Here is a 25,505-nt window from a genome sequence, read left to right as displayed (position 1 = left end):
CAGCGAGGGAAAGAGTTTCAAATGATCGTATGGGACAGCGCCGCGCGGGGCGCCCCTTCCCATCCCTCTCCCGCCGGAGGCGGAAGGCCAGGGAGGGGGCAGCAAGCCCGCCCTCAGGCGGTGCCTTTCGGTGCCATCGCCGCCAGCCCCTCCGGCGCCCCACCCTCTCCCCGCACCGAAGCCAAGGTCAGGGCATGCCAGTAGAGGTCCAGCAGTGCGGCCGGCATGCCGCTTTCCTCATGCCCGGCCATCGGCATCACGGCCGCTGCATGCGCCAGCGCCGCGGTGGCGGCGTTGGCGCTGCGGGAGACGGCGTCCCCCAGCAGGCCCAGCGTCTGGCCGAGCGCGGCGGCGTCGAAGCGCAGCAGGGCCGGCGCCACCGTGATCTGCGCCTCGCCGCCGCGCAGCCGGCCGACGGCGATGTAGACATGCAGCAGGTCGGGACGGTCTTCCGGCCGCAGCAGGGCGGCGACGATGCGGTTGCCGGTGAGCGGACCGCTGCCGTCGAACTCGTACATCGTCGCCCGCTCGCCCTGGCGGGTGGCTGCCAGGGCGGCGAGGCGGGCGGTCAGCGGCTGGCCGGCACGGCGGGCGGCCTCGTCGAACAGGGCGGGGTGGCTGCCGCCCTCGCTCAGCACCACCAGCGGCGCATCGGTGGCCGCCGCGGCGGCCAGCATGCGGGCCAGCATCGCGAAGGGATCGCTTCCCGCCGCATCGGCCCCGTCCTCCAGCAGGCCGGCGCCGCGCCGCAGCATGGCCTCGGCAAAGCTGATGTCGATGTCCATGGCCGACCCCCTCTCCTCAATCCTCGTCACCGGCCTGTTCTAGGACGGCGACGGCCCGGCGCTCAATGGTAACCGAAGGCGCCCGTCACCTTGCCCCGGAAGACCCAGTAGGAATAGGCGGTGTAGCCGAGGATCGCCGGGATCAGGAAGGCCATGCCGACCAGCAGGAACACCTGGGTTTCCGGTGGCGCCGCCGCCTGCCAGACGGTGATGCCGGGCGGGATCAGGTGCGGCCACAGGCTGATGGCGAGGCCGAGGTAGGACAGGCCGAACAGCGCCATCGACAGGACGAAGGGCGCCACCTCGCGCCCGCGCTCGATAGACCGCCACAGGGCGATGCCCAGAACGGCGGTGATGATCGGCACCGGCGACAGGAAGATCAGGTTCGGCATCGAGAACCAGCGGTCGGCGATCTCCGGCAGCAGGAAGGGCGTCCACAGGCTGACCACCGCGACCCCGGCCAGCACCAGCAGCATCAGCCGCCGTGCCGTGCGGTAGCACCAGTCCTGCAGCGGACCGATGGTCCGCCAGATCAGCCAGGTCGCCCCCAGCAGGGCATAGCCGACCACCAGCGCGGCACCGCAGAACAGGCTGAAGGGAGAGAGCCAGTGCAGCATGCCGCCGGCGAACTGCCGGCCCTCCACCGGAATGCCCTGGATGAAGGACCCCAGCACCACCCCCTGGGCGAAGGTCGCCAGCACGGATCCCAGGAAGAAGGATCGGTTCCACCAGTGCTTGCGCACCCGCGCCTTGAAGCGGAACTCGAAGGCGACGCCGCGGAAGATCAGCGCCACCAGCATGACCAGCAGCGGCAGGTACATCGCCGGCAGCACGACGGCATAGGCGATGGGAAAGGCTGCGAACAGCCCGGCGCCGCCCAGCACCAGCCAGGTCTCGTTGAAGTCCCAGACCGGCGCCACCGTGTTCATCATGGTGTCGCGGTCCTCCTCGGACGGGGCGAAGGGATAGAGGATGCCGATACCGAGGTCGAAGCCGTCCATCAGCACATACATGAACACCGCGAAGCCGACGATGCCGACCCAGACCAGGGTGAGGAGGCTGCCTTCCGCAATCTGTTCCATGATCGGTCACTCCGCGGGCTCGATGGACTGGTCGGCGGCGGACAGCGGCCGCTTCGGGCTCTGCGCTTCCGGCGGCTGCACCGCATCGTGCAGCGGCGTTGGGCCGATGCGCAGCAGCCGGATCAGGTAATAGGTGCCGGCGCCATAGATGATGGTGTAGGCGACAACGAAGGACAGCAGCGACACCAGCGCCGCCTCCACCGTCAGCGACGGCGTCACCGCGTCCGCGGTGCGCAGGTGGCCATAGACGACGTAGGGCTGGCGGCCGATCTCGGTGGTGAACCAGCCGGCGAGGATGGCGACGAAGCCGATCGGCATGCAGCCGACCAGGATGCGGAAGAACCAGTCGCTGCTGTAGAGCCGGCCGCGGAACCGCAGGACCAGATGCGTCACCGCCACCGCCAGCATCAGCATCCCGATGCCGACCATCAGGCGGAAGGTCCAGAAGATGATGCGGGGGTCGGGGCGCTCGTCGGCCGGGAACTGCTTCAGGCCGGGCACGGTGCCGTCGAAGTCATGGGTCAGGATCAGGCTGGACAGGGCGGGGATGCCGATCTCCAGATGGTTGGTCTCCTTCTCGACGTCGGGGATGGCGAACAGCACCAGCGGCGCGCGGGTGCCGCCTTCCCAGTTGCCCTCCATGGCGGCAATCTTGGCCGGCTGGTGCTCCAGCGTGTTCAGCCCGTGCTCGTCGCCGAGGAAGATCTGGAGCGGCGCCAGCACGGTGATCAGCGCGAGCGCCATGCCGAGCCCGATCCGGGCATGGTCGGGATAGCGGCGCTTCAGCAGGTACCAGGCGCTGATGCCGGCGACCACGAAGCTGGTGGTCAGGAACATCGCCGTCACCATGTGGGCGAGGCGGTAGGGGAAGGAGGGGTTGAACACCACCTGCCACCAATCGGTGACGAAATAGCGGCCGTCGCGGATCTCGAAGCCGGCCGGCGTGTGCATCCAACTGTTGGCCGAGAGGATCCAGAAGGAGGACAGCAGCGTTCCCAGCGCCACCAGGCAGGCGGCCATCAGGTGGATGCCGCGCGGCACGCGGTCGCGCCCGAACAGCAGGATGCCGAGGAAGGCGGCCTCCAGGAAGAAGGCGGTCACCACCTCATACTGGATCAGCGGCCCCAGCACGTTGCCGACGGTGTCGGACCAGCGGCTCCAGTTGGTGCCGAACTGGTAGGACATGACGATGCCGGACACCACGCCCAGCCCGAAGGACAGCGCGAAGATCCTGGTCCAGAATTCCGACAGGCTGCGGTAGATGCCCTTGCCGGTCCCCACCCACAAGGCCTCCAGCAGCGCGATCCAGCAGGCGAGCCCGACGGTGAAGCTGGGGAACAGGATGTGGAAGGAGATCGTGAACGCGAACTGGATTCGCGACAGGATCAATGGATCGAGGTCCATGGCCGCCGCCTCCTGTGATTGGCGCGAGAAAGGCCGGTCACCGGGCGTGAGCGCGGCGGTGGCCGTGGCAGGTTCCCATTTAGATTGAGCCTCTGCCCCGGAAAGGGGACTAACCGTAAGGTGTTACGGACGCTCGACCAAGGAATGGCGGCCTGTCGCGCGGCGGCCGGTTTCAATGCGGCGGATAGACGCTGGTGATGCCGGAAATGATGGTCTGCGCCGCCAGCGCCGCCAGCACGATGCCGAGCACGCGGCTGACCGTGTGGATCACGGTACGGCCAAGCAGGCGGCCGACCCGGTCGGCGGCCAGCAGGGTCAGCGTTACCCCGCCCACCACGGTGGCCGCCGCCCCGAGAACGCTTGCCTGCCCCGCCACCGTGCCGCCGGCGCGGTCCATCAGCAGCAGGATGGAGGTGATGGCGCCCGGTCCCGCGATCAGCGGCACCGCCAGCGGGAAGACCGCGACGTCGTGCGCATCCTCGTCGGTCATCGCCTCGCCGGTATCGCGCTCCTTGCGTTCGGACCGCCGGGCGAACAGCATCTCGAAGGCGATCCAGAACAGCAGCGCCCCGCCGGCGATGCGGAAGGCCGGCATCCCGATGGCCAGGGTTTCCAGCACGACCTTGCCGAAATAGGCGAAGAAGACCAGCACGACGAAGGCGATGGCGGTGCCGCGGAACGCGATGATGCGCTTGTGCCGGTCGTCGAAGCCGCGCGTCAGCGCAAGGAAGAGCGGCACCAGCCCCGGTGGATCGACGACGACGAAGAAGACGACCAGATTGCTGATGTAGTCCGACAAGGCAGGCTCCGGCCGCAGCAGTCCTGGATGGGTCGAAGCGATTATAGGCGGGTGGAGCGTGGCGTCATCCCTCGATCAGGGCCTGGGCAAAGGTTTCGATCCCCTGCATGCCCGCCGGGGTCAGTGCGTAGGTGCCGCGCCCGACCCGCTCGAACCAGCCATAGACGTTGCGCAGCAGCATCGGCCCGACATCCTTCGGCGCCCCCGCCTTGCGCAGGGCCGCGACCGTCAGCGGCCCGTCGCGCAGCATCCGCGCGATGCGCAAGGCGTCCTGGCGATAGGCGGTGACGATGGCGACGCGGGTCGAGCCGCCTCGGTTGGGGTCGCCGACCCGGCGGGCATGCTCGCCCAGCAACCGGTGCGCGCGCTTCCTGTCCTTCCGCGGGGTGTAGGGGACCGGGTCGAGCAGCACGGTGACGCGATGCCCCTGCGCCAGTCCGGGATCGACCATCAGCAGGCCGAGGCCGAGCCGCCGGCACAGCTTCTTCACGTCGGCGTCCAGCGGTGACGGGCCGGTGGCCTTGCGCCCCGGCTGCGGCACGGCGAGGTAGACGCTGTCGCTGATCGCCAAGCGGTCGACACCCTGGAGCACGAGGTCGAGCGTGAAGCGCTTCTTCAGCTCGACCACCACCGGCGGCTCGGAGCCGCGCGTGGCGACGAGATCGCAGCCATGGATCTCCGCCTTCACGTCGTAGCCCTGGTCTTCGAGGAAGGATTTGACCGGCGCGTAGAGGTCGGTTTCGGCGGTGATGGTCAAAGGATGCGGTTCCCCGGCCTGAGCGTCAGGCGCCGATCAGCATGTCCAACGCCGCCACGATGGCGGTGTCGTCCGCCAGGAGGCTGCCGACGCAAGGGCCGAGGTCGGCGACCCGGACGGCGCCTGCGAACTGGGTGGCCATGACGTGCGGACGCCCCTCGACGGTGAGGATGGGATTGAGCCGGGCAGCCGGCCGCGGCGCCTCGTCCGGCGGCAGCAGCGGCGCGACGAAGGGCGTGTTGAGATCGCGCAGGATGTTGGCCTGGAGATCGAGCAGATAGCCGGGACCGTCGAGGCGACGGTGGACATCGAAACGCGCCATCGGCAGGCCCCGATCAGCAGGGGCGCATCAGCAGGGACGATGCCGGGCCAGCGGCAGCCCGTGCGCCTCGACATAGGCGTTGGAGGAGTCCAGCGCCTCACGGTTCTCCTCCAACCAGCACTTGTGCCGCAACTCGGTGATCTGGTCGGCCAGGCCGCGCTCGCAGGCCCGCGACACGTTGATGCCCATAGCCCGGGCCTGCTCCAGCAGGTCGCTGTTGATGCTGACGTTGGTCGCCCGTTTCGGGGCCGAGGCGTCGAAGGGCAGGCGTGTGTCCGGCATCGGTTTCTCCATGGCCATGCGCAGTCACTATGCGCATGGCCATGGGCGGGATCAAGTGCCGGCCTTTGCCGGGAACGGCCTCACGCCACCGCCTTCTGCTTGCGCAGGATGCCCAGGATGTCCGACGCCGCCTTCGGGATGTTGGTGCCGGGGCCATAGATCGCGGCGGCTCCCGCCTGGTAGAGATAGTCGTAGTCCTGCGGCGGGATCACGCCGCCGCACACCACCAGGATGTCGCCGGCCCCCTGCTTGCGCAGCTCCTCGATCAACTGCGGCACCAGCGTCTTGTGGCCGGCGGCCTGAGACGACACGCCGATGACGTGGACGTCGTTCTCGACCGCCTGACGGGCGGCCTCGTCCGGGGTCTGGAACAGCGGCCCGATGTCGACGTCGAAGCCGATGTCGGCGAAGCTGGTGGCGATCACCTTGGCGCCGCGGTCGTGGCCGTCCTGACCCATCTTGACCACCAGGATGCGCGGCCGGCGGCCCTCCTCGGCGGCAAAGGCGGCGACCTCCTCCTGGATCTTCTTGAAGCCGGCGTCGCCCTCGTAGGCCGAGCCGTAGACGCCGGACACCGAGCGGATCACCGCGACATGGCGGGTGAAGGCCTTCTCCAGAGCGTCGGAGATCTCGCCGACGGTAGCGCGCGCGCGGGTCGCCTCGACCGACAGGGCCAGCAGGTTGCCGGTCTTCGCCGCGGCGGCCTCGGTCAGGGCGGCCAGCGCCTCCCGGCATTTGGCCTCGTCGCGGGTGGCGCGGATGCGCTGCAGGCGGGCGATCTGCGCCTCGCGGACGGCGGTGTTGTCGATGTCGAGGACGTCGACCATCTCGGGGTTCTCCGGCCGGTATTTGTTGACGCCGACGATCACCTCCTCGCTGCGGTCGACACGGGCTTGGCGGCGGGCGGCGGCCTCCTCGATCAGCAGCTTGGGCATGCCGCTTTCGACCGCCTTGGTCATGCCGCCCATCTCCTCGACCCGCTCGATGAGTTCCATCGCCGCCTTGGCGAGGCTGTGGGTCAGGTTCTCGACGTAGTAGGAGCCGCCGAGCGGATCGACCACCTTGGTGACCCCGGTCTCCTCGGCGACGATCAACTGGGTGTTGCGGGCAATGCGGGCGGAGAACTTGGTCGGCAGGCCCAGCGCCTCGTCGAAGGCGTTGGTGTGCAGCGACTGGGTGCCGCCCAGCACCGCGGCCATCGCCTCGATGGTGGTGCGGATGACGTTGTTGTAGGGGTCCTGCTCGGTCAGCGAGACGCCCGAGGTCTGGCAGTGGGTGCGCAGCGCCAGCGAGCGCGCGTCCTTCGGCTGGAACTTCTCCTGCATCAGGCTCGACCACAGCAGGCGCGCGGCGCGAAGCTTGGCGATCTCCATGAAGAAGTTCATGCCAATGGAGAAGAAGAAGGACAGGCGCGGCGCGAACTTGTCGACCGGCAGCCCCTTCGACATCGCGGCGCGGACATATTCCAGCCCGTCGGCGATGGTGAAGGCCAACTCCTGCACCGCCGTCGCGCCGGCCTCCTGCATGTGGTAGCCGGAGATCGAGATCGAGTTGAACTTCGGCATGTGCTGGGAGGTGTACTCGATGATGTCGGCGATGATCCGCATCGAGGGTTCGGGCGGGTAGATGTAGGTGTTGCGGACCATGAACTCCTTGAGGATGTCGTTCTGGATGGTCCCGCTCAGCTTGTCCTGGCTGACGCCCTGCTCCTCCGCCGCGACGATGTAGCCGGCGAGGATCGGCAGCACCGCCCCGTTCATGGTCATCGACACCGACATCTTGTCGAGCGGGATGTCCTGGAACAGGATCTTCATGTCCTCGACGCTGTCGATGGCGACACCGGCCTTGCCGACGTCACCGACGACGCGCGGATGGTCGCTGTCGTAGCCGCGGTGGGTGGCGAGGTCGAAGGCCACCGACAGGCCCATCTGGCCGGCCTTCAGGTTGGCCTTGTAGAAGGCGTTCGATTCCTCGGCGGTGGAGAAGCCGGCATATTGCCGGATGGTCCAGGGCTTCACCGCGTACATCGTGGCGCGCGGGCCGCGGGTGAAGGGCGGGAAGCCCGGCAGCGTGTCCAGCTCCAGCCCTTCCAGGTCGGCGGCAGTATAGAGCGCCTTGACGTCCAGCCCTTCCGGGGTCTTCCAGGTCAGCTTGGCAAGGTCGCCATCGGCGCCGAGATCCTTGGCGGCCAGCTTGTCCCAATCGGCCAGGGTCTTCTTCGGGAACTCGGTCATCGACGCCTCCTGACGTGGCGGTGTTGTCGCACGCTGATTTTTGACAGGTGCCGGGTGGTCTGCCCCCTCCCTAACCCTCCCCCGCTCCGCGGGAGAGGGGATCCGGCCCCTCCACCGCCGACGGCGGGGGGAGGGAGGGAGGGAGGGGGCAGGGGCGCGTTTCCTCTCGGTACTTTCTTCTTGCGGCTAAGCGAATTCCACGATCTTCTGATCGACCGCCAAGCTGCCGCCCGGGGCTGCGTGGATTTTCGCGACCGTTCCGTCCTGCGCAGCGCGCAGGATGTTCTCCATCTTCATCGCCTCGACGACGGCCAGCACCTCGCCGGCCTTGACCTCCTGGCCTTCCGTCACCGCCAGCGACACCAGCAGACCCGGCATCGGCGACAGCAGGAACTTCGACATGTCCGGCGGCGCCTTCACCGGCATCAGCGCGTCGAGCTTGGCCGCCTTCGGGGTCAGCACCTTGACGACCGCCTGCGCACCGCCGTGGTGCAGGCGGTAGCCGATGCCGACGCGGTCGATCTGGACGCAGACATGCTCGCCGTTGACGGTGCCGCGGAACAGCGGCTCGCCGAGTTGCCAATCGCTCCACACCGTGTGGTGCCGGCCCTCGATGTCGACGGCGTAGCCGATGCGCTGCGGGCTGCCGTCGGCCGGGTGCAGGTGCACGGGATGGGCGGTGCCGTCCAGCACCACCACCCAGTCGTCGCGCACCTTGACCTTGCTGCCCGGCATCTTGCCGGAGATCTGGATGTCGCGGTCGTTGTGGCTGCGGTGGATGACGGCGGCCACCGCGATCAGCACCGCCGGATCTTCCGGCGGCAGGTCGGAGGCGTGGAAGCCGCTGGGATATTCCTCGGCGATGAAGTTGGTGGTCAGCCGCCCGTCGACGAAGCGCTGGTTGGCCATCAGAGAGGCCAGGAACGGGATGTTGTGGCTGACGCCGCGGATGTAATACTGGTCCAGCGCCTCGCGCATCCGACCGATCGCCGCATCGCGGGTCGAGCCCCAGGTGCAGAGCTTGGCGATCATCGGGTCGTAGTACATCGAGATCTCGCCGCCCTCGAACACGCCGGTGTCGACGCGCACATGCGGATCGGCGGCCGGCGGCCGGTAGTGGGTCAGGCGGCCGGTGGAGGGCAGGAAGTTGCGGAAGGGGTCCTCCGCATAGACGCGCGCCTCGACCGCCCAGCCATGCAGCCGGACGTCCTCCTGGCGGATCGTCAGCTTCTGGCCGGCGGCCACCCGGATCATCTGCTCGACCAGGTCGAGGCCGGTGATCAGCTCGGTGACCGGATGCTCCACCTGGAGGCGGGTGTTCATCTCCAGGAAGTAGAAGTTGCGCTCGGCGTCGACGATGAACTCCACCGTGCCGGCCGACTTGTACTGCACCGCGTTGGCCAGGGCGACGGCCTGCTCGCCCATCGCCTTGCGGGTGGCGGCGTCGAGGAAGGGGCTGGGCGCCTCCTCGATGACCTTCTGGTGGCGGCGCTGGATCGAGCATTCGCGCTCGCCCAGATACAGGCAGGTGCCCTGCCCGTCAGCCAGCACCTGGATCTCGATGTGGCGCGGCTGCTGGATGTACTTCTCGACGAAGACGCGGTCGTCGGCGAAGCTGGAGCGCGCCTCGTTCTGGGCCGAACGGAAGCCCTCGCGCGCCTCCTCGTCGTTCCAGGCCACGCGCATGCCCTTGCCGCCGCCGCCGGCCGACGCCTTGATCATCACCGGATAGCCGATGTCGCGGGCGATGGTGACCGCCTCGCCGTCGTCGGCGATGACGCCGAGATAGCCGGGGACGGTCGAGACGCCGGCCTGCTTGGCCAGCTTCTTGGATTCGATCTTGTCGCCCATCGCCTGGATGGCGTGGGCATCGGGTCCGATGAAGGCGATGCCGGCCGCCGCCAGCGCCTCCTGGAACTCGCGCTTCTCCGACAGGAAGCCGTAGCCGGGATGGACCGCCTGGGCGCCGGTCTTCCTGCAGGCATCCACGATCCTGTCGATCAGCAGGTAGCTCTGCGCCGAGGGGGCGGCACCGATGTGGACGGCCTCGTCGGCCATCTCGACATGCAGCGCGTTCCTGTCGGCATCGGAATAGACCGCGACGGTCTTGATGCCCATGCGGCGCGCCGTGCGGATGACGCGGCAGGCGATCTCGCCGCGGTTGGCGATGAGGATCTTCTCGAACATGCTGCCGGCCCTCACAGCGGGATGTTGTCGTGCTTGCGCCAGGGGTTCTGGAGCTGCTTGTTCTTCAGCATGGACAACGCCTTGGTGATGCGCCGGCGGGTGCCGTGCGGCATGATGACGTCGTCGATGTAACCGCGCGAGGCGGCGACGAAGGGGTTGGCGAACTTCTGCTTGTACTCCTCGGTCCGCGCCTCGATCTTCGCCGGGTCGCCGATGTCGGCACGGAAGATGATCTCGACGGCGCCCTTGGAGCCCATCACCGCGATCTCGGCCGACGGCCAAGCGTAATTGACGTCGCCGCGCAGGTGCTTGGACGACATCACGTCGTACGCACCGCCGTAGGCCTTGCGGGTGATGACGGTCACCTTCGGCACGGTGGCCTCGGCGTAGGCGTACAGCAGCTTGGCGCCGTGCTTGATGATGCCGCCATACTCCTGGCTGGTGCCGGGCATGAAGCCGGGGACGTCGACCAGGGTCAGGATCGGGATTTCGAAGGCGTCGCAGAAGCGCACGAAGCGCGCCGCCTTCCTGGAGCTGTCGATGTCCAGGCAGCCGGCCAGCACCATCGGCTGGTTGGCGACGATGCCGACCGTCGAGCCGTTCATGCGGGCGAAGCCGATCAGGATGTTCTTGGCGAACTCGGGCTGCAGCTCGAAGAAGTCGCCCTCGTCCACGATCTTGAGGATCAGCTCCTTCATGTCGTAGGGCTTGTTCGGGTTCTCCGGCACCAGCGTGTCGAGCGAGAAGTCCTCACGGTCGATCGGGTCGGCGCAAGGACGCGTCGGCGCCTTCTCGCGGTTGGAGGAGGGCAGGAAATCGATGAAGCGGCGCAGTTGCAGCAAAGCCTCGACGTCATTTTCGAAGGCGAGGTCGGCAACGCCCGACTTGGTGGAATGGGTGACGGCACCGCCCAGCTCCTCGGCGGTCACCACCTCGTGCGTCACCGTCTTCACCACGTCCGGGCCGGTGACGAACATGTAGGAACTGTCCTTCACCATGAAGATGAAGTCGGTCATCGCCGGCGAGTAGACCGCACCGCCGGCGCAGGGTCCCATGATCAGCGAGATCTGCGGGATGACGCCCGAGGCGTCGACGTTGCGCTGGAACACCTCGGCGTAGCCGCCGAGCGAGGCGACGCCCTCCTGGATGCGGGCGCCGCCGCTGTCGTTCAGGCCGATGACCGGGGCGCCGACCTTCATCGCCTGGTCCATGATCTTGCAGATCTTCTCGGCATGCGCTTCCGACAGCGCGCCGCCGAAGACCGTGAAGTCCTGGCTGAAGACGAAGACCAGGCGGCCGTTGACGGTGCCGTGGCCGGTGACGACGCCGTCGCCGGGGATTTTCTGGCCCTCCATGCCGAAGTCGACGCAGCGGTGCTCGACGAACATGTCGAACTCCTCGAACGATCCCTCGTCGAGGAACAGGTCGATGCGTTCGCGCGCGGTCAGCTTGCCCTTGGCGTGCTGATTGGCGATGCGCTTCTCACCGCCGCCCAGCCGCGCCCCGGCGCGCTTGGACTCCAACTTGGCCAGAATATCCTGCATCGGGCGTTTCCAATCCTTTGCGCCGCCTCATGTGTCGGACCCCGCTCCGGCTCGGGCAACGCAATCATTCGCCGGAACGTCGCGGATTATTCACAAACTTCGCACCCGTTCAAACCACCTCTTCGCAAAAAGGTGCGAAGTTGCGAAGCCCTTTGCAAATGCGGATTGGCGGCTGTTAAGTTTGCGAAGAAGCGGCGGAATCCCATAAGCCGATCCGGGAGGGCGTTTTTCCGGCCATGCAAAAGAAACTCTTCCTCGGCTACAAGCTGCGCCGCCTGCGCGAGCAGCGCGGCCTGACCCAGGCATCGCTGGCCAAGGCGCTGGAGCTTTCGCCGAGCTATCTCAACCAGTTGGAAAACAACCAGCGGCCGCTGACGCTGCCGGTGCTGATGCGGATCGCCGCGACCTTCGAACTGGAACTGTCGGCCTTCCTGGAGGACGAGGACAGCCGCCTGGTCTCCGACCTGCGCGAGGCGCTGGCCGACCCGCTGTTCGCCGGACCGCCGCCGACCATGGCGGAACTGCGCAGTGCCGTCGGCTCCAGCCCCGAACTGGCCCGCCGGGTGCTCGGCCTGCACCAGGCCTACCAGAAGCTCCACGAGCGGGTGCAGTCGCTGGCCGACAGCCTGTCCAACCGCGAGCAGGGCGACAGTTTCGCCGGACCGCAGTTCCCCTACGAGGAGGTGCGGGATTATTTCCACTACAACAACAACTATATCGGCCCGCTGGACGAGGCGGCCGAGCGGCTGTGGGATGCGGAGAAGATCCATTCGGGGGCGCTGCTGAACGAGCTGGCCGCCTACCTGAAGCGCCGCCATGACGTGCGGGTGAAGATGGTCGCCGACGAAGCCGGCGACACCGCCATGCGCAGCTACGATGCCTCCACCGGGACGCTGCGGCTGTCGGCGCTGCTGAACGGCGCGAGCCGCGCCTTCCACATGGCCAACCAGATCGCCCTGCTGGAGTTCGGCGACGTCATCGACGGGCTGGTGGAGCAGGCGAAATTCTCCAGCGAGGACGCCCGGTCGATCTGCCGGGTCGGGCTGGCCAACTATTTCGCCGGGGCGCTGGTGATGCCTTACCGCGCCTTCGCGGCGCAGGCCCGCGCGTTGCGCCACGACGTCGAGCAGTTGCAGAGCCGCTTCTCCGCCAGCTTCGAACAGGTCTGCCATCGGCTGTCGACCCTGCAGCGCCCCGGCGCGCGCGGCCTGCCCTTCTATTTCGTCCGGGTCGACATGGCCGGCAACATCACCAAGCGCCACTCGGCCACCCGCTTCCACTTCGCCCGCTTCGGCGGCGCCTGCCCGCTGTGGAACGTCCACGAGGCCTTCGCCCAGCCCGGCAAGATCCTGGTGCAGTTCGCCCAGATGCCCGACCGCACCGCCTACATCAGCATCGCCCGCACCGTGACCAAGCGCGGCGGCGCCTACCTGAAGCCGTCGCGGCAGTTCGCCGTCGGCCTGGGCTGCGAGGCGAGCCACGCCCCGGAGCTGGTCTATGCCGCCGGCATCGACATCGCCGACCTGAAGGCGGCCGTGCCGATCGGAGTGAACTGCCGGCTATGCGAGCGCACCGACTGCCAGCAGCGCGCCTTTCCCCCGATCGGCAGCGAGCTGCGGGTCGACGAGCACCACCGCAGCTTCGTGCCCTACCTGTTCAACCCGCCGGACCGGTCGCCGCAGTGATCGCCGCCAGATCACCGCCAGATCGGTGCCGAGCGTCTGGGCAACGGATCCTCCGCCAGGCGGCGGCACCTCCGGCTTGGCCCACCATTTGCTGAGAATGGCTTGCAAGACCATCGCCGGCAGCCTCCCTGCGGAGTCGCCGGCCCGGTCGCTGCAAGCTGCGTTGCATTTTGCCAATGGCGGGCCATGGACGGTGACATTCTGCATCATGCCACAACCCGGCGGGGAGGGTCCTTCGCGCCGGAAGCGCTCGGCGCCGACCTGGCGCCGGGCTCCGGAACCGGCGGCCCCTTGGAAGCGGTGCTCGAACGGCCGCTGGCGCGGCCGTCACGCGGCGCCGATACCGACCGGCTGATGGACTGGGCCCGCTCGCGCGGCGGCCGCCTGCTGGTGGTGGACGATAGCCCCACCAACCGGATGGTGGTGGCCGGGCTGCTGGCCAAGGCCGGCTTCTCGGTCGAGACCGCCACCGGCGGCGCCGAGGCGGTCGACGCCGTCGTCCGGTCGCCGCTGCCGCCGGAGGCGGTGCTGATGGATGTTGCCATGCCCGACGTGGACGGGGTGTCCGCCACCATGACCATCCGGTCGCTGGACGGCGAGCGTGCCCACATCCCGATCATCGCGGTCACCGCCAACGCCCAGCCGGACGACCGCAGCCGCTGCCTGGCGGCCGGCATGAACGACTACCTGACCAAGCCGGTCCGCCGCGCCGACCTGCTGGGAGCGCTGGAGCGCTGGCTGGTGCCGTGACGCCTCAGAAGGACGATCCTGGCTCCTGCAGGAACGCCTCTTCCTCCGGCGTCCCGGGCCGGCCCAGCACGGCGTTGCGGTGGGGGAAGCGGCCGAAACGGCGGATCACCTCGCGGTGGCGCAGCGCATAGTCGATGGCCTCCGGGTCGTCCACCCGCTCGGTGAACAGGACGACCGAGCGCTCCTGGCTGGCGAGGTCCTCCTGATGCTCGTAGGGCAGGTAGAGGAAGGTCCGCTCGTCGGCGTTGCACTCCAGGTCGAACCCGTTGGCGATCGCGTGGTCGCTGACCGCAAGCGCCTTGGCATCGGTGGCGAAGGCGCGCCGGTCGCCCCGGTGGATGTTGCGCGGCACCTGGTCGAGCAGGATGCAAAGCGCGATGCAGCCATCGACATCGTCCATCCAATGGTCGTAGTCGCCCCGCGCCGCCGCCTCGTGGTGCGGTCCCAGCGTATCGGCGACCGCACGGTCGAAGCTGCCGGACTGGCGGAACCAGTAGGGCTTGGTCGCCTCGTCGAACCAGAAATCCACGATCTCGTCGATCAGCCTGTCCACCATGCGTCACCTCTGCCGCGGTTTGCCCGAACGACCGAACCCCCAAAAGAAACAGGGCGCCCCGAGGGGCGCCCTGTCCAGTCGAAAAACGCTCGCCGCCTGAGCGGCGGGGCGCCCTGGCTCAGTGCAGCGTGCTCCACAGCTTGCGCTTGACGGCGTACATCAGGCCGGCCAGCACGATCAGGAACAGCACGACCTTCACGCCCATCTGCTTGCGGGCGTCCAGGTGCGGTTCCGCGGCGAAGGTCAGGAAGGTCGCCACGTCGTGGGCCTGCTGCTCGACCGTCGCCTTGGTGCCGTCGGCGAAGGTGACGCCGTCGGGCTGCAGGATGTTCGGCATGCCGACCTGATGGCCGGGGAACACCTTGTTGTAGTTCATGCCGGGCATCAGGTGGACGTCGGCCGGCGCCTCCTCGAAACCGGTGAGGAAGGCGTAGACGTAATCCTCGCCGCCGACCCGGGCCTTCGCCATCAGCGACAGGTCCGGCGGCAGGGCGCCGTTGTTCGCCACGCGGGCGGCCTGGTCGTTGGGGAAGGGCGACGGGAAGCGGTCGGACGCAAGCCCGGGGCGCATGAACATCTCGCCCTGGTCGTTCGGACCGGCCTGCACCTCGTAGCTGGCGGCGATGGCCTTCAGCTCTTCTTCGTTGTAGCCGATGCCGGCCAGCGTCCGGATCGGGACCAGGCGCATGGAGTGGCAGGCCGAGCAGACTTCCTTGTAGATCTGGAAGCCGCGCTGCGCCGACGCCTTGTCGATGGTGCCGAAGATGCCGCTGTGCGGCCAGTCCTGCTTCGGGATGTGGACCCCTTCGGCGGCCTGCGCGGCCCCGGCGATGCCGAGAGCCAGCGCCGCCGAAAGGATTGCAGTCTTCAACGCGCGCATCACGCCTTCTCCATCGGCTTGGCATGGGCACCGGCGGCGATGCCGCCCCCACCCTTCAGAACGGACTCCGCGATGCTGGTCGGGAGCGGACGCGGGCGCTCCAGCTTGCCGAGGACCGGCAGCAGCACCAGGAAGTGGAAGAAGTAGTAGAAGGTGCCGATGCGGGCGATGATCAGCCAGGCGCCTTCGGCCGGCATGGCGCCGGCATAGCCCAGCACCAGCGCGTCGATGGCGAGGATCCAGAAGAACTGGCGGTAGACCGGGCGGAACTTGCAGCTACGGACCTTCGAGCGGTCGAGCCACGGCAGGAAGGCCAGCAGCGCGATCGAGCCGAACATCGCCAGCACGCCGCCCAGCTTGTCGGGGATGGCGCGCAGCATCGCGTAGAAGGGCAGGAAGTACCATTCCGGAACGATGTGGGCCGGCGTCACCAGCGGGTTGGCCGGGATGTAGTTGTCCGGATGGCCCATGTAGTTCGGCATGAAGAACACGAAGATCGCGTAGATGATCAGGAAGATCACCACGGCGAAGCCGTCCTTGATGGTGACGTAGGGGTTGAAGGGCACGGTGTCCTGCGGCCCCTTGGCGTCGATGCCGAGCGGGTTGTTCGAGCCGCAGACGTGCAGGGCGGCGGTGTGCAGGATCACCAGGCCCAGCAGCACGAACGGCAGCAGGAAGTGCAGCGCGAAGAAGCGGTTCAGCGTCGGGTTGTCGACCGAGAAGCCGCCCCACAGCAGCGTCACGATCGGGTCGCCGACGATCGGGAAGGCCGAGAACAGGTTCGTGATGACGGTGGCGCCCCAGAAGCTCATCTGGCCCCAGGGCAGCACATAGCCCATGAAGGCGGTGCCCATCATCACGAGGAAGATGATGACGCCCAGGATCCACAGGATTTCGCGCGGGGCCTTGTAGGAACCGTAATACAGGCCGCGGAACATGTGGATGTAGACGGCGATGAAGAACATCGACGCGCCGTTGGCGTGCACGTAGCGCATGAGCCAGCCGTAATTCACGTCGCGCATGATGCGCTCGACCGAATCGAAGGCCAGCGAGGTGTGCGAGGAGTACTGCATCGCCAGGAACAGGCCGGTGGCGATCATGATCACCAGCATGATGCCGGCAATCGCGCCGAACGCCCACAGGTAGTTGACGTTCCGCGGCATCGGGTAATGGTTGTACTCGTGATCCAGCATCGTGAAGATCGGCAGCCGGCTGTCGATCCAGTTCACGACCGGATTCTTGAATTTCGAGGCTTGAGCCTGAGCCATCTGGGGGGTCTCCAGAACCGTTGGGCCGCTTAACCGAGCCGGATCTTGGTATCGCCGGTGAAGGCGTACGTCGGAAGGACGAGGTTGGCGGGGGCCGGGCCCTTGCGGATGCGCCCAGCGGTGTCGTAGTGCGAGCCGTGGCAGGGGCAGAACCACCCGCCGTAGTCGCCGCGCGGATCGGTGACCTTCTGGCCCAGCGGCACGCAGCCCAGGTGGGTGCAGATGCCGATGACGATCAGCCATTCCGGCTTCTTCACCCGGGCGTCGTCGGCGACCGGGTCGCGCAGGTCGCCCAGGTTGACCTTCTTGGCGGACTCGATCTCCTCGGCGGTGCGGTGGCGGACAAAGACGGGCTTACCGCGCCAGGTGACCGTGATCGCCTGCCCCTCGGCGACAGGGGCGAGATCGACATCGATGGAAGCGAGCGCCAGCGTGTCGGCAGCCGGGTTCAGGCTGTCGATGAAGGGCCAGGCCACCGAGGCGACCCCGACAACGCCGACCGCACCGGTGGCAAGATACAGAAAATCGCGGCGGGAACTACCCTCGCCGCCGGAGGCCGCGTGGCCACCCGTCCCGGGCGGATGCGTGGTCTGAGCCATAAGCCTGTTTCTCCTCAAGGCATGCCCGACGCCCTTTGCCCGCGCCGGACGACCGATGGACCGTTCTCAATGCATGACGCGACCGGCCTGCCCGCCCGATGGGAAACCCTCAAGACAGCCGCGCCGGCCCGGAGCGCAAGCGTTCCAGGTATCGGGTGCGGTATACCGTCGCGTCGACATCTTGAAAAGTCCTTGGCCGGGAGACAATTTGTCGCGTGTGCGGGGGGCTTGAATATTTGTATGCAAAACAAACACTTCGAAGCAAGGCCCACGTTGCGTATCATCCTGTTCGAACCCGACATTCCGCAGAACACCGGCACGCTGATGCGACTCGCGGCTGCCCTTGGCGTGGCGCTCGATCTGATCGAGCCTTGCGGCTTCGTGCTCGACGACCGGCGGCTGCGCCGGGCGGGCATGGACTATCTCGACCATCTCGACTGGACCCGGCACAGTTCGTGGTCCTCCTACGTCGCCGCCCCGCGCCCGGGGCGGCTGGTGCTGCTGACCACGCGCGCCGCCGTTCCCTACACCTCCTTCCGTTTCGCCGCCAATGACCGAATCCTGGTCGGCCGCGAGAGTGCCGGCGTGCCGGACGAGGTGCATGACGCAGCCGATGCCCGGCTGGTCATCCCGATGCAGCCGCATGCACGCTCCTTGAACGTTGCGGTCAGTGCCGCAATGGTGTTGGGTGAAGCCTTGCGGCAGACCGCCGCACCCGGGTTCCAAGCCCCTGCACCGCCGGACACCAACACGCCATGACCACCGACGCCGGCCCAGACCGCGCCCCAGATTGCACCCCCGGCTGCGCCGGTCTCGTCGAAGAGCGCAAGGCGCGGGCGGCCGCCTGGTTCCGGGAGCTGCGCGACCGCATCTGCGCAACCTTCGAAGCGCTGGAGGACGAGCTGACCGGCACCCACGCCGACCTGCCCCCCGGCCGGTTCGAGCGCAAGGCATGGACGCGGCCGGACCATGGCGGCGGCGAAGGCGGCGGCGGCACCATGTCGGTGATGAAGGGCCGGGTGTTCGAGAAGGTCGGCGTCAACATCTCGACCGTGCACGGCACCTTCAGCCCGGAATTCCGCGGCAACATACCGGGTGCCGCCGAAACGGGCGAATTCTGGGCATCCGGGATCAGCCTGGTGGCGCACATGCGCTCGCCGCTGGTTCCGGCGACCCATATGAACACGCGCCACATCGTGACCAGCGTCGGATGGTTCGGTGGCGGCGCCGACCTGACCCCGATGATCCCGGACGACGGCGACACCGCCGATTTCCACGCCGGCCTGCGCGCCGCCTGCGACCGCCACCATCCCGACTATTATCCGCGCTTCAAGGACTGGTGCGACCGCTACTTTTACCTGCCGCACCGGGGCGAAGCGCGCGGGGTGGGCGGCATCTTCTTCGACAACCTGGATTCGGGAGACTGGGAGGCCGACTTCGCCTTCGCCCGCGACGTCGGCACCGGCTTCCTCGACACGTACGCCGCGCTGGTGCGCCGGCACATGAACCGGCCCTGGACGGCCGAACAGCGCGAGCATCAGCTCGTCCGCCGCGGACGCTACGTCGAATTCAACCTGCTGTACGATCGGGGCACCACCTTCGGCCTGAAGACCGGTGGCAACACCGAGGCGATTCTGATGAGCCTGCCGCCCGAAGTGAAGTGGCCCTAGTTCTCGACCGCTTCGGACGCCGTCACCCGGGGCGGGAATCGCACGGAAAACCAAAGACATCGCGCGGTCCGGCATCCTCCCATGGTTGGCGCCTTTGCCTCGCGAGGCCGTGACGGCCCCGCGACATCGCCGCGGCATGGGCGGACCGCCCGGCGCCCCCCTTCCCTATTTTCCCTGACGCCCCAAGCGACGGCGACTCCTTTCGCGGAGTCGGTGCCCGTACCCGCCCGCCTCCGGGTGGCGCAGGCCGCGAACTGTCTTCGTTCAAATTGTTCGATGCCCCCATTGACAGGGAAGGCCACGAGGCGGCATGCTTTGAACGTACTTTGGATGCAATGTACGAACAGTATCGCAAGCAGCACCCTGGACGACGCCGGAAACGGCACCCATTCGAACGATCGGTCGCAGCCGGCGGTTCCGCCGCCCCTCCGGGACGCGGCGGGGCCGGCAGGCGTCCGACGCAACTCATGGGATGAAGAATGCGCCCGCCCGAACCGCTCATCACCTGCATCGAAGACCTGCGCCTCCTCGCGCAGCGTCGGGTGCCGCGAATGTTCTACGACTACGTCGATTGCGGCTCCTGGACCGAAGGCACCTACCGCGCCAATTCGGCCGATCTGGCCGCCATCCGGTTCCGCCAGCGCATCGGCCTCAGCATCGCCGGGCGCTCCACCGCCACCAGCATGCTGGGCGAAACGGTGACGATGCCGGTGGCGCTGGCGCCGACCGGGCTGACCGGCATGCAGCACGCCGACGGCGAGATCCTGGCGGCGCGGGCGGCGGAAAAATTCGGCGTTCCCTTCACCTTGTCGACCGTCAGCATCTGTTCGATCGAGGATGTCGCCGCCGCCACGCGGAAACCCTTCTGGTTCCAGCTCTACGTGATGCGGGACCGCGACTTCGTCTCCCGGCTGATCGATCGCGCCAAGGCGGCCCGCTGTTCCGCCCTGGTGCTGACCCTCGATCTCCAGATCCAGGGACAGCGCCACAAGGACCTGAAGAACGGCCTGTCGACGCCGCCCAAGCCGACGCTGCGCAACCTGATGAACCTGGCGACCAAGCCGCGCTGGTGCCTCGGCATGCTCAACACCAGGCGCCGCAGCTTCGGGAACATCGTCGGCCATGTCTCCGGCGTGTCCGACGTCGGCTCGCTCGCCGCCTGGGTCAGCCAGCAGTTCGACCAGACGCTGTCCTGGGAGGATGTCCGCTGGATCCGGAAGAAATGGGACGGCAAGCTGATCGTGAAGGGCGTCCTGGACCCCGGCGACGCCATCCTGGCCGTGGAGAACGGTGCCGACGCCATCGTCGTCTCCAACCATGGCGGCCGGCAGCTCGACGGCGCGCCGTCCAGCATCGCCATGCTGCCCTCGATCGCCGATGCCGTCGGGCAGCGGACCGAGGTGCTGTTCGACAGCGGTATCCGCTCCGGCCAGGACATCCTGAAGGCGGTGGCGCTCGGCGCCGACGGCGTCCTGGTCGGACGCGCCTTCCTCTACGGGCTGGGCGCCCTGGGCGAGGCCGGAGTCACCCGCTGCCTGGAAATCCTGCACCGCGAGCTCGACCTGACCATGGGGCTGTGCGGCGTCACCTCCATCGTCGCGGCCGACCGGACGATCCTGCTCGACGACGCCCCGGCGGTCGGCGCCGGGCATGGGCCGCGGTTCCCCGCCGCCATGCCGCCGGACCGCAGGCCGGCGACGGCGGCCGTCCCCGCGGCCTGACGCCCTCACAGCCTTTCCATTCGCCCCGGGCCGGCCGGACCCAAGAAGGCCGGCATGAAGAGAGAAGGACACGAGATGTTCGGCAAGTACAAGATGCACGAGAACAGCGGCGTCAATCCGCCCTACGCGCCGGCCTATCCGCTGGAATGGGAATGCCCGCTGCGGACGGTGGAGGTGGTGACCCGGGTCGACCAGGCCAAGGTGGCGAAGCTGCTGTCCGACACGCCGTTCGAACTGGTGAACGATCGCGTCGCCTTCCGTTTCATGCTGTCGCCGGGCCACACGCTGGCGATCCATGCCGGCGAGATGTTCGACCTGATGGTCTCGGTCCCCGTCCGTTACGACGGCCTGTTCACCCACACCCACATCTTCATGTACTGCTCCGACCCGATGGGTATCGCCGCCGGGCGCGAGGTGTTCGGCTACACCAAGAAGGACGCGACCTACCGCTTCAACGAGGCGCCGGACGGAAGGGTCGAAGGCTGGGTCAAGCGCCGCGGCACGCCGCTGGCCGACTTCAGCTTCACCCCCGACCCGGAGGCGCCCCTGGTGCCCTTGGTCGACGGCGCCGAGCAGCCGGCCGGCGAGATCCATGTCCGGCGGGTGCCGCACCCGGAACGTCCGGAGCCGGTCTATGCCGACATCGTCTACCGGCGGACGCCGCTCGCCTATTCGCCGCCGCGCCAGGGCCGGGTGAGCATGACCCTGCATCCGTCGGACTACGACCCGATCGCCGCGCTGGAGCCGGAAATCCTCGGCGCGCACTTCATGTCCTCCGACGTCTATGGCGGCGGCTTCGCGGTCGAGGACCGCCGCCTGCTGAAACGCCTCATTCCCTGACCGCCGGCCGCGCAATCCATACCCCGGAACGGCCCGACCGCCGGCCGCCGGCGACAGCCACCGCCGGCGGCCGGGCAGAAGCGGACTGAATCCGCCGAAGCACGTTCCCAAACGATCGGGAGGAAAATCATGACGACATCGACTTGGCCGCTCCGCCGCCGCGTGATGGGATCGGCCGCCGCGCTCCTCTGCTTGGCCGCCGTCGCGGCGCCGGAAGCAGGCGCCCAAACCCAAGCCCAGGCCCAGGCCCCCCTGCGCATCGGCGTGCTGACCGACATGTCGAGCCTCTATGCCGACATCACCGGCAACGGCTCGGTCGTCGCCGCCCAGATGGCGGTGGAGGACTTCACGGCCGGCCACAAGATGCGCCCGGTCGAGGTGCTGAGCGCCGACCACCTCAACAAGGCCGACATCGCCGCCTCGCTCGCCCGCGAGTGGATCGACACCAAGGGCGTCGACGTGATCGTCGACCTGCCGAACTCCGCGGTCGCCCTGGCGGTCAATACCATCGCCCGCGACAAGAACAAGGCGATGCTGGTCGCCGGGGCCTCGACCTCCGACCTGACCGGCAAGGCATGCTCGCCCAACACCGTCCAGTGGACCTACGACACCTACGCGCTGGCGGTCGGCACCACGCGGGCGGTGGTCGGCGCCGGCGACAAGACCTGGTTCGCCCTGACCGCCGACTACGCCTTCGGCCAAGCGATGGAGAGCGACGTCCGCAACGTCCTGAAGGAGCTTGGCGGCACCATGGTCGGCAGCGTCCGCACCCCGCTCAACACCCAGGACTTCGCCTCCTTCCTGCTTCAGGCGCAGGCATCGCCGGCCAAGGTCGTCAGCCTGATCAATGCCGGCGGCGACACCATCAACTCGATCAAGCAGGCGACCGAGTTCGGGCTCACCGATTCCGGCAAGCGCCTGGTCGCCATGGTCCTGTACCTCCACGACGTCCATTCGCTCGGCCTGAAGATCGCGCAGGGACTGCAGTTCACCGCCGCCTTCTACTGGGACCTCAACGACCAGACCCGGCAGTGGAGCAAGCGCTTCGCCGAGCGCAACGGCGGCAAATATCCGAGCCAGCTCCAGGCCGGCGTCTATGCCGAGGTCCTTCACTACCTGAAGGCCGTCGAGGCGGCCGGCGGCGACTCCGCCGACGGCAAGGCGGTCGTCGCCAAGATGAAGGAGCTCCCGACCGACGATCCCCTGTTCGGCAAGGGCAGCATCCGGGTCGACGGGCGCAAGCTGCACGACATGTACCTGTTCGAGGTCAAGACCCCGGCCGAATCCAACTATCCCTGGGACTATTACAAGGTGAAGCAGGTGATCCCCTCCGACCAGGTGTGGCGGCCGCTGAAGGACGGCGGATGCCCGCTGGTGGGACAATGACCGTCGCGCTGGTGACCGGCGGCGGCGGCGGGATCGGGCGGGCGACGGCGGTGGCGCTCGCCGCGGCCGGTGCCGACGTCGCCATCCTCGACCTGGACGCCGGCCTGGGGGACGAGACCGCGGCGCTGGTGGAGACGGCCGGGCGCCGGGCGCTGTTCCTGCGCACCGACGTCTCCGACGGCGCCCAGATGGGCGAGGCGGTCGACCAGGTCGAGCGGCTGCTGGGACCGATCACCGCCTTCGCGAACAATGCCGGCATCGAGGGTGTCGTCGCTCCGCTCCACCTCTACCCCGACGACGTCTTCGACCGGCTCCTGCAGGTCAACGCCAAGGGCGTCTTCCTCGGCCTGAAGCATGTCCTCGCCCGCATGATCCCGCGCGGAGAGGGTGCGATCGTCAACACGGCGTCCACCTCGGCGGTCAGGGGACGGGCCGGGCTGGCCGGCTACGTCGCCACCAAGCACGCCGTGCTGGGCCTGACCCGGGTGGCGGCGCTCGATGTGGCGGGTACGGCCATCCGGGTCAACGCGGTCCTGCCGGGGCCGGTCGAGACGCGCATGATCCGCTCCCTCGACGAACAGGCCGGCAGGTCGGGCGGCATCCGGCGGGCTGGAGCGGCCGCCTACGGCCAGCCCGAGGATGTCGCAGGCGTCATCTGCTTCCTGCTGTCGGACCAGGCCCGCCACGTCAACGGCGCCGCCTGGACGGTCGATGCCGGCTCCACAGTCGCCTGACCGGCAGCCAGCCTCCACACCAGCCATCATACGGGGATCCACGGCGATGAAACTCTGCCAGTTTGGCGATCCGGGCCGGGAGAAGCCCGGCCTGGTCGACGAGGAGGGCCGGCTGCGCGACCTGTCCGGCCTCCGCGGCGCCTTCACGCCGGAGGACCTGTCACCGGACGGCCTGTCCCGGCTGTCGGCGGTCGACCCCCGCGAGCTGCCGCTCGTCGACGGCTCGCCCCGCCTCGGCGTGCCCTACCACGGCGTTTCCAAGATCGTCTGCATCGGCTTGAACTACTCGGACCACGCCGCGGAAACCGGCCTGCCCATCCCGACGGAACCGATCGTCTTCCTGAAGGCGACCTCGGCGCTCTGCGGCCCGGACGACGACACCATCCAGCCGCCGCGTTCCACCAAGCTGGACTGGGAGGTCGAGCTGGGCGTCGTCATCGGCCGGACCGCCCGCCATGTCAGCGAGGCCGAGGCGCTCGGCCACGTCGCCGGCTATTGCGTTGTGAACGACGTGTCGGAGCGCGCCTTCCAGATGCAGTCGTCGCAATGGGACAAGGGGAAGGGCTGCGACAGCTTCGCGCCGGTCGGCCCGTGGCTCGTCACCGCCGACGAGGTCCCCGACCCACAGGCGCTGGACATGTGGCTGGACGTCAACGGCCGGCGCATGCAGACCGGCAGCACCCGCACCATGATCTTCGGGGTCGCCGCCCTGCTGTCCTACTGCAGCGCCTACATGACGCTGTTTCCGGGCGACATCATCGCCACCGGCACGCCGCCGGGGGTGGGAATGGGCAGGAAGCCCGAACCGGTCTGGCTGAAGGCGGGCGACGTCGTCACCCTCGGCATCCAGGGCCTGGGCCGGCAGCGGCAGACCATCGTGCCCTGGCGGGAGTGAAGGCGGGAAACGCGCGAGTGCGCCGGACCGGCCGGCGCCCCTCACCCGCCGGCCGGCGAGAGGTAGGCTGGGAACTGCAGCCGCGTCGTGCTCGCGATGATCTCGAAACGCCTGAGCCAGCGGTCGTCGGCGACCTTCAGGTGGTCCTGCAGCGCCTGCGCGGCACCGTCGGCGTCGCCGCGCAAGGCGCGGTCGAGGATCTCCAGATGCTCCTTCAAGGCGCCGTCGATCATTTCGACCGGGACGCCGAGAAAGGGGTGGAAGAGATAGCGCGTCGGCCCGAACACCAGTTGGGTCCGCTCCAGCGCCCGCAGGATCTCCTTGTTCTGGCAGCCGGACAGCACGTCCACATGCAGGTCGCGTTCGATCCGGTCGAAAGCGGCGCTGTCGGGGGTGTCGCTCTTCAGCGCCAGCAGGACGCGGTCACGGGCCTGGTGCAGCACCGGCGCCGGCAGGTGGGGCAGCGATTTCTGCAGGGCCTTCGGTTCCAGCAGGCGCCGCATCTCGTAAAGGTCGCGGATATGCTCGGGCGTGATGCGGCGCGACAGCCAATGGCCGGCATCGTCCTTCTCGATCAGCCCCATCCCGTGCATGCGCGCAAGCAGGTCGCGGGTCACCGTGCGGCTGACGTCGAAATGCAGGGCCAACTGCTTCTCGTTGATCCTCACCGCCCCGAACAGGATGCGGATGAACAGCTCCTGCTCGACCTCCTTGTAGATGCGTTCCCATTGGGGGGGCGACTGGATCCTGACCGGCTCCAGGCTCGCCAGCAGCCCGTCGCCCCCGCCGGTCCCGCACCCGGCGACCACGAACCCCTTGCCGTCATGCTCCTCGAGCAGGGCCTCGGCACATAGCGTCCGCAAGGCATGGCGGGCGGGTGAGCGGCTGATGCCGAAGGCCTTGGCAACCTGGGCTTCCAGCAGGCGCTCTCCGGGTCCGATCCGGCCATCCCCGATCATCGCTTTCAGAAGGCGATAGGCCCGCTCCTGCAGCGAGGCGCCCTTGTCGGAGCCAGCGAGGCCGTCATCCGGCAATCCTGCCACCTTCATCCTTCCACTCCCCTGCCCGGCCGCCATGGATTGGAACGAGGCGGCGGCCGCATTCTTCTTGTCGACCGGATCGACC

General features: G+C 68.2%; 24 protein-coding genes. 9 read left to right on the top strand and 15 right to left on the bottom strand.

The genetic code is table 11. From position 1 onward, the window contains the following. Positions 1–113: 113 nt before the first annotated feature. The 10 genes from J2850_RS10105 to J2850_RS10060 all read right to left on the bottom strand — a co-directional run bounded on the left by J2850_RS10105 (position 114) and on the right by J2850_RS10060 (position 11,396). Positions 114–785: a hypothetical protein gene (locus J2850_RS10105; protein ID WP_209981178.1), complete on the bottom strand. Its 672-nt coding sequence runs from the start codon at positions 783–785 to the stop codon at positions 114–116. A 62-nt stretch (positions 786–847) separates the two neighbouring features. Continuing rightward, a complete protein-coding gene (cydB, locus tag J2850_RS10100; protein WP_209981175.1) occupies positions 848–1,867 on the bottom strand; it encodes a cytochrome d ubiquinol oxidase subunit II in 1,020 nt (339 codons plus the stop codon). 6 nt (positions 1,868–1,873) lie between these two features. Further along, the gene (locus J2850_RS10095; RefSeq protein WP_209981174.1) at positions 1,874–3,271 is read right to left on the bottom strand and encodes a cytochrome ubiquinol oxidase subunit I; all 1,398 of its coding nucleotides are present in this window, start codon (positions 3,269–3,271) and stop codon (positions 1,874–1,876) included. A gap of 172 nt (positions 3,272–3,443) precedes the next feature. After that, a complete protein-coding gene (locus J2850_RS10090) occupies positions 3,444–4,070 on the bottom strand; it encodes a MarC family protein (protein ID WP_246512956.1) in 627 nt (208 codons plus the stop codon). A gap of 64 nt (positions 4,071–4,134) precedes the next feature. Next, entirely contained in the window at positions 4,135–4,827 is a 693-nt protein-coding gene (locus tag J2850_RS10085; RefSeq protein WP_209981172.1) for a DUF2161 domain-containing phosphodiesterase, read from the bottom strand. A gap of 25 nt (positions 4,828–4,852) precedes the next feature. Then, a complete protein-coding gene (locus tag J2850_RS10080; protein WP_209981170.1) occupies positions 4,853–5,149 on the bottom strand; it encodes a CcdB family protein in 297 nt (98 codons plus the stop codon). Between the two features lie 27 nt (positions 5,150–5,176). Continuing rightward, positions 5,177–5,431 (bottom strand): type II toxin-antitoxin system CcdA family antitoxin, encoded by a 255-nt coding sequence (locus J2850_RS10075; RefSeq protein ID WP_246512955.1) that lies wholly within the window; start codon positions 5,429–5,431, stop codon positions 5,177–5,179. Positions 5,432–5,511: 80 nt separating this feature from the next. After that, positions 5,512–7,665: a methylmalonyl-CoA mutase gene (gene scpA / locus J2850_RS10070; protein WP_209981166.1), complete on the bottom strand. Its 2,154-nt coding sequence runs from the start codon at positions 7,663–7,665 to the stop codon at positions 5,512–5,514. Positions 7,666–7,851: 186 nt separating this feature from the next. Then, positions 7,852–9,852, bottom strand: coding sequence for an acetyl-CoA carboxylase biotin carboxylase subunit (locus tag J2850_RS10065; RefSeq protein WP_209981165.1), 2,001 nt, complete (start codon positions 9,850–9,852; stop codon positions 7,852–7,854). An 11-nt stretch (positions 9,853–9,863) separates the two neighbouring features. Further along, positions 9,864–11,396 carry an acyl-CoA carboxylase subunit beta gene (locus tag J2850_RS10060; RefSeq protein WP_209981163.1) on the bottom strand — a complete coding sequence of 511 codons (1,533 nt, stop codon included), beginning with the start codon at positions 11,394–11,396 and terminating at the stop codon, positions 9,864–9,866. 236 nt (positions 11,397–11,632) lie between these two features. On the opposite strand from J2850_RS10060, the gene J2850_RS10055 reads away from it, so the two are divergent. Beyond that, a complete protein-coding gene (locus tag J2850_RS10055; RefSeq protein WP_209981162.1) occupies positions 11,633–13,081 on the top strand; it encodes a helix-turn-helix domain-containing protein in 1,449 nt (482 codons plus the stop codon). Positions 13,082–13,267: 186 nt separating this feature from the next. Continuing rightward, complete coding sequence (locus J2850_RS10050; protein WP_246512954.1) at positions 13,268–13,831, top strand: response regulator; 564 nt, start codon at positions 13,268–13,270, stop codon at positions 13,829–13,831. A gap of 4 nt (positions 13,832–13,835) precedes the next feature. Here the strand turns inward: J2850_RS10050 and J2850_RS10045 are convergent, their stop codons facing one another. From J2850_RS10045 to petA, 4 genes are all read right to left on the bottom strand, one after another. Further along, the gene (locus J2850_RS10045; protein ID WP_209981160.1) at positions 13,836–14,387 is read right to left on the bottom strand and encodes a DUF924 family protein; all 552 of its coding nucleotides are present in this window, start codon (positions 14,385–14,387) and stop codon (positions 13,836–13,838) included. Between the two features lie 118 nt (positions 14,388–14,505). After that, entirely contained in the window at positions 14,506–15,267 is a 762-nt protein-coding gene (locus J2850_RS10040) for a cytochrome c1 (RefSeq protein ID WP_209981158.1), read from the bottom strand. After that, positions 15,267–16,535, bottom strand: coding sequence for a cytochrome b (locus tag J2850_RS10035; RefSeq protein WP_209981157.1), 1,269 nt, complete (start codon positions 16,533–16,535; stop codon positions 15,267–15,269). Before J2850_RS10035 ends, J2850_RS10040 begins: the two co-directional genes overlap by 1 nt. 29 nt (positions 16,536–16,564) lie before the next feature. Then, positions 16,565–17,134, bottom strand: a complete 570-nt coding sequence (gene petA, locus J2850_RS10030) for a ubiquinol-cytochrome c reductase iron-sulfur subunit (RefSeq protein WP_209981155.1) — start codon at positions 17,132–17,134, stop codon at positions 16,565–16,567. Positions 17,135–17,407: 273 nt separating this feature from the next. Here petA and J2850_RS10025 point away from each other — a divergent pair, with 273 nt between their 5' ends. The 7 genes from J2850_RS10025 (at position 17,408) to J2850_RS09995 (ending at position 24,380) form a co-directional block, all read left to right on the top strand. Next, on the top strand, positions 17,408–17,893 hold the full coding sequence (locus J2850_RS10025; RefSeq protein WP_209981153.1) for a tRNA (cytidine(34)-2'-O)-methyltransferase: 486 nt from the start codon (positions 17,408–17,410) through the stop codon (positions 17,891–17,893). Further along, on the top strand, positions 17,890–18,804 hold the full coding sequence (hemF, locus tag J2850_RS10020; RefSeq protein WP_209981150.1) for an oxygen-dependent coproporphyrinogen oxidase: 915 nt from the start codon (positions 17,890–17,892) through the stop codon (positions 18,802–18,804). Before J2850_RS10025 ends, hemF begins: the two co-directional genes overlap by 4 nt. Positions 18,805–19,283: 479 nt before the next feature. Further along, positions 19,284–20,525, top strand: a complete 1,242-nt coding sequence (locus tag J2850_RS10015; RefSeq protein ID WP_209981148.1) for an alpha-hydroxy acid oxidase — start codon at positions 19,284–19,286, stop codon at positions 20,523–20,525. A 54-nt stretch (positions 20,526–20,579) separates the two neighbouring features. Further along, positions 20,580–21,365 (top strand): acetoacetate decarboxylase family protein, encoded by a 786-nt coding sequence (locus tag J2850_RS10010; RefSeq protein WP_209981146.1) that lies wholly within the window; start codon positions 20,580–20,582, stop codon positions 21,363–21,365. Between the two features lie 129 nt (positions 21,366–21,494). After that, on the top strand, positions 21,495–22,751 hold the full coding sequence (locus J2850_RS10005; RefSeq protein ID WP_246512953.1) for an ABC transporter substrate-binding protein: 1,257 nt from the start codon (positions 21,495–21,497) through the stop codon (positions 22,749–22,751). Next, complete coding sequence (locus J2850_RS10000; protein WP_209981145.1) at positions 22,748–23,485, top strand: SDR family NAD(P)-dependent oxidoreductase; 738 nt, start codon at positions 22,748–22,750, stop codon at positions 23,483–23,485. The genes J2850_RS10005 and J2850_RS10000 overlap by 4 nt, the downstream gene beginning before the upstream one ends. A 46-nt stretch (positions 23,486–23,531) precedes the next feature. Continuing rightward, positions 23,532–24,380, top strand: coding sequence for a fumarylacetoacetate hydrolase family protein (locus tag J2850_RS09995; protein ID WP_209981141.1), 849 nt, complete (start codon positions 23,532–23,534; stop codon positions 24,378–24,380). Positions 24,381–24,421: 41 nt separating this feature from the next. Here J2850_RS09995 and J2850_RS09990 read toward each other — a convergent pair whose 3' ends face one another. After that, on the bottom strand, positions 24,422–25,429 hold the full coding sequence (locus J2850_RS09990; protein WP_209981139.1) for a GntR family transcriptional regulator: 1,008 nt from the start codon (positions 25,427–25,429) through the stop codon (positions 24,422–24,424). Positions 25,430–25,505: the final 76 nt, after the last annotated feature.

This window comes from Azospirillum picis, from assembly GCF_017876115.1.
GTDB classification, from domain to species: domain Bacteria; phylum Pseudomonadota; class Alphaproteobacteria; order Azospirillales; family Azospirillaceae; genus Azospirillum; species Azospirillum picis.
The sequence above is the reverse complement of the archived record's forward strand: the minus strand, read 5'-3'. Positions and strand labels throughout refer to the sequence as shown.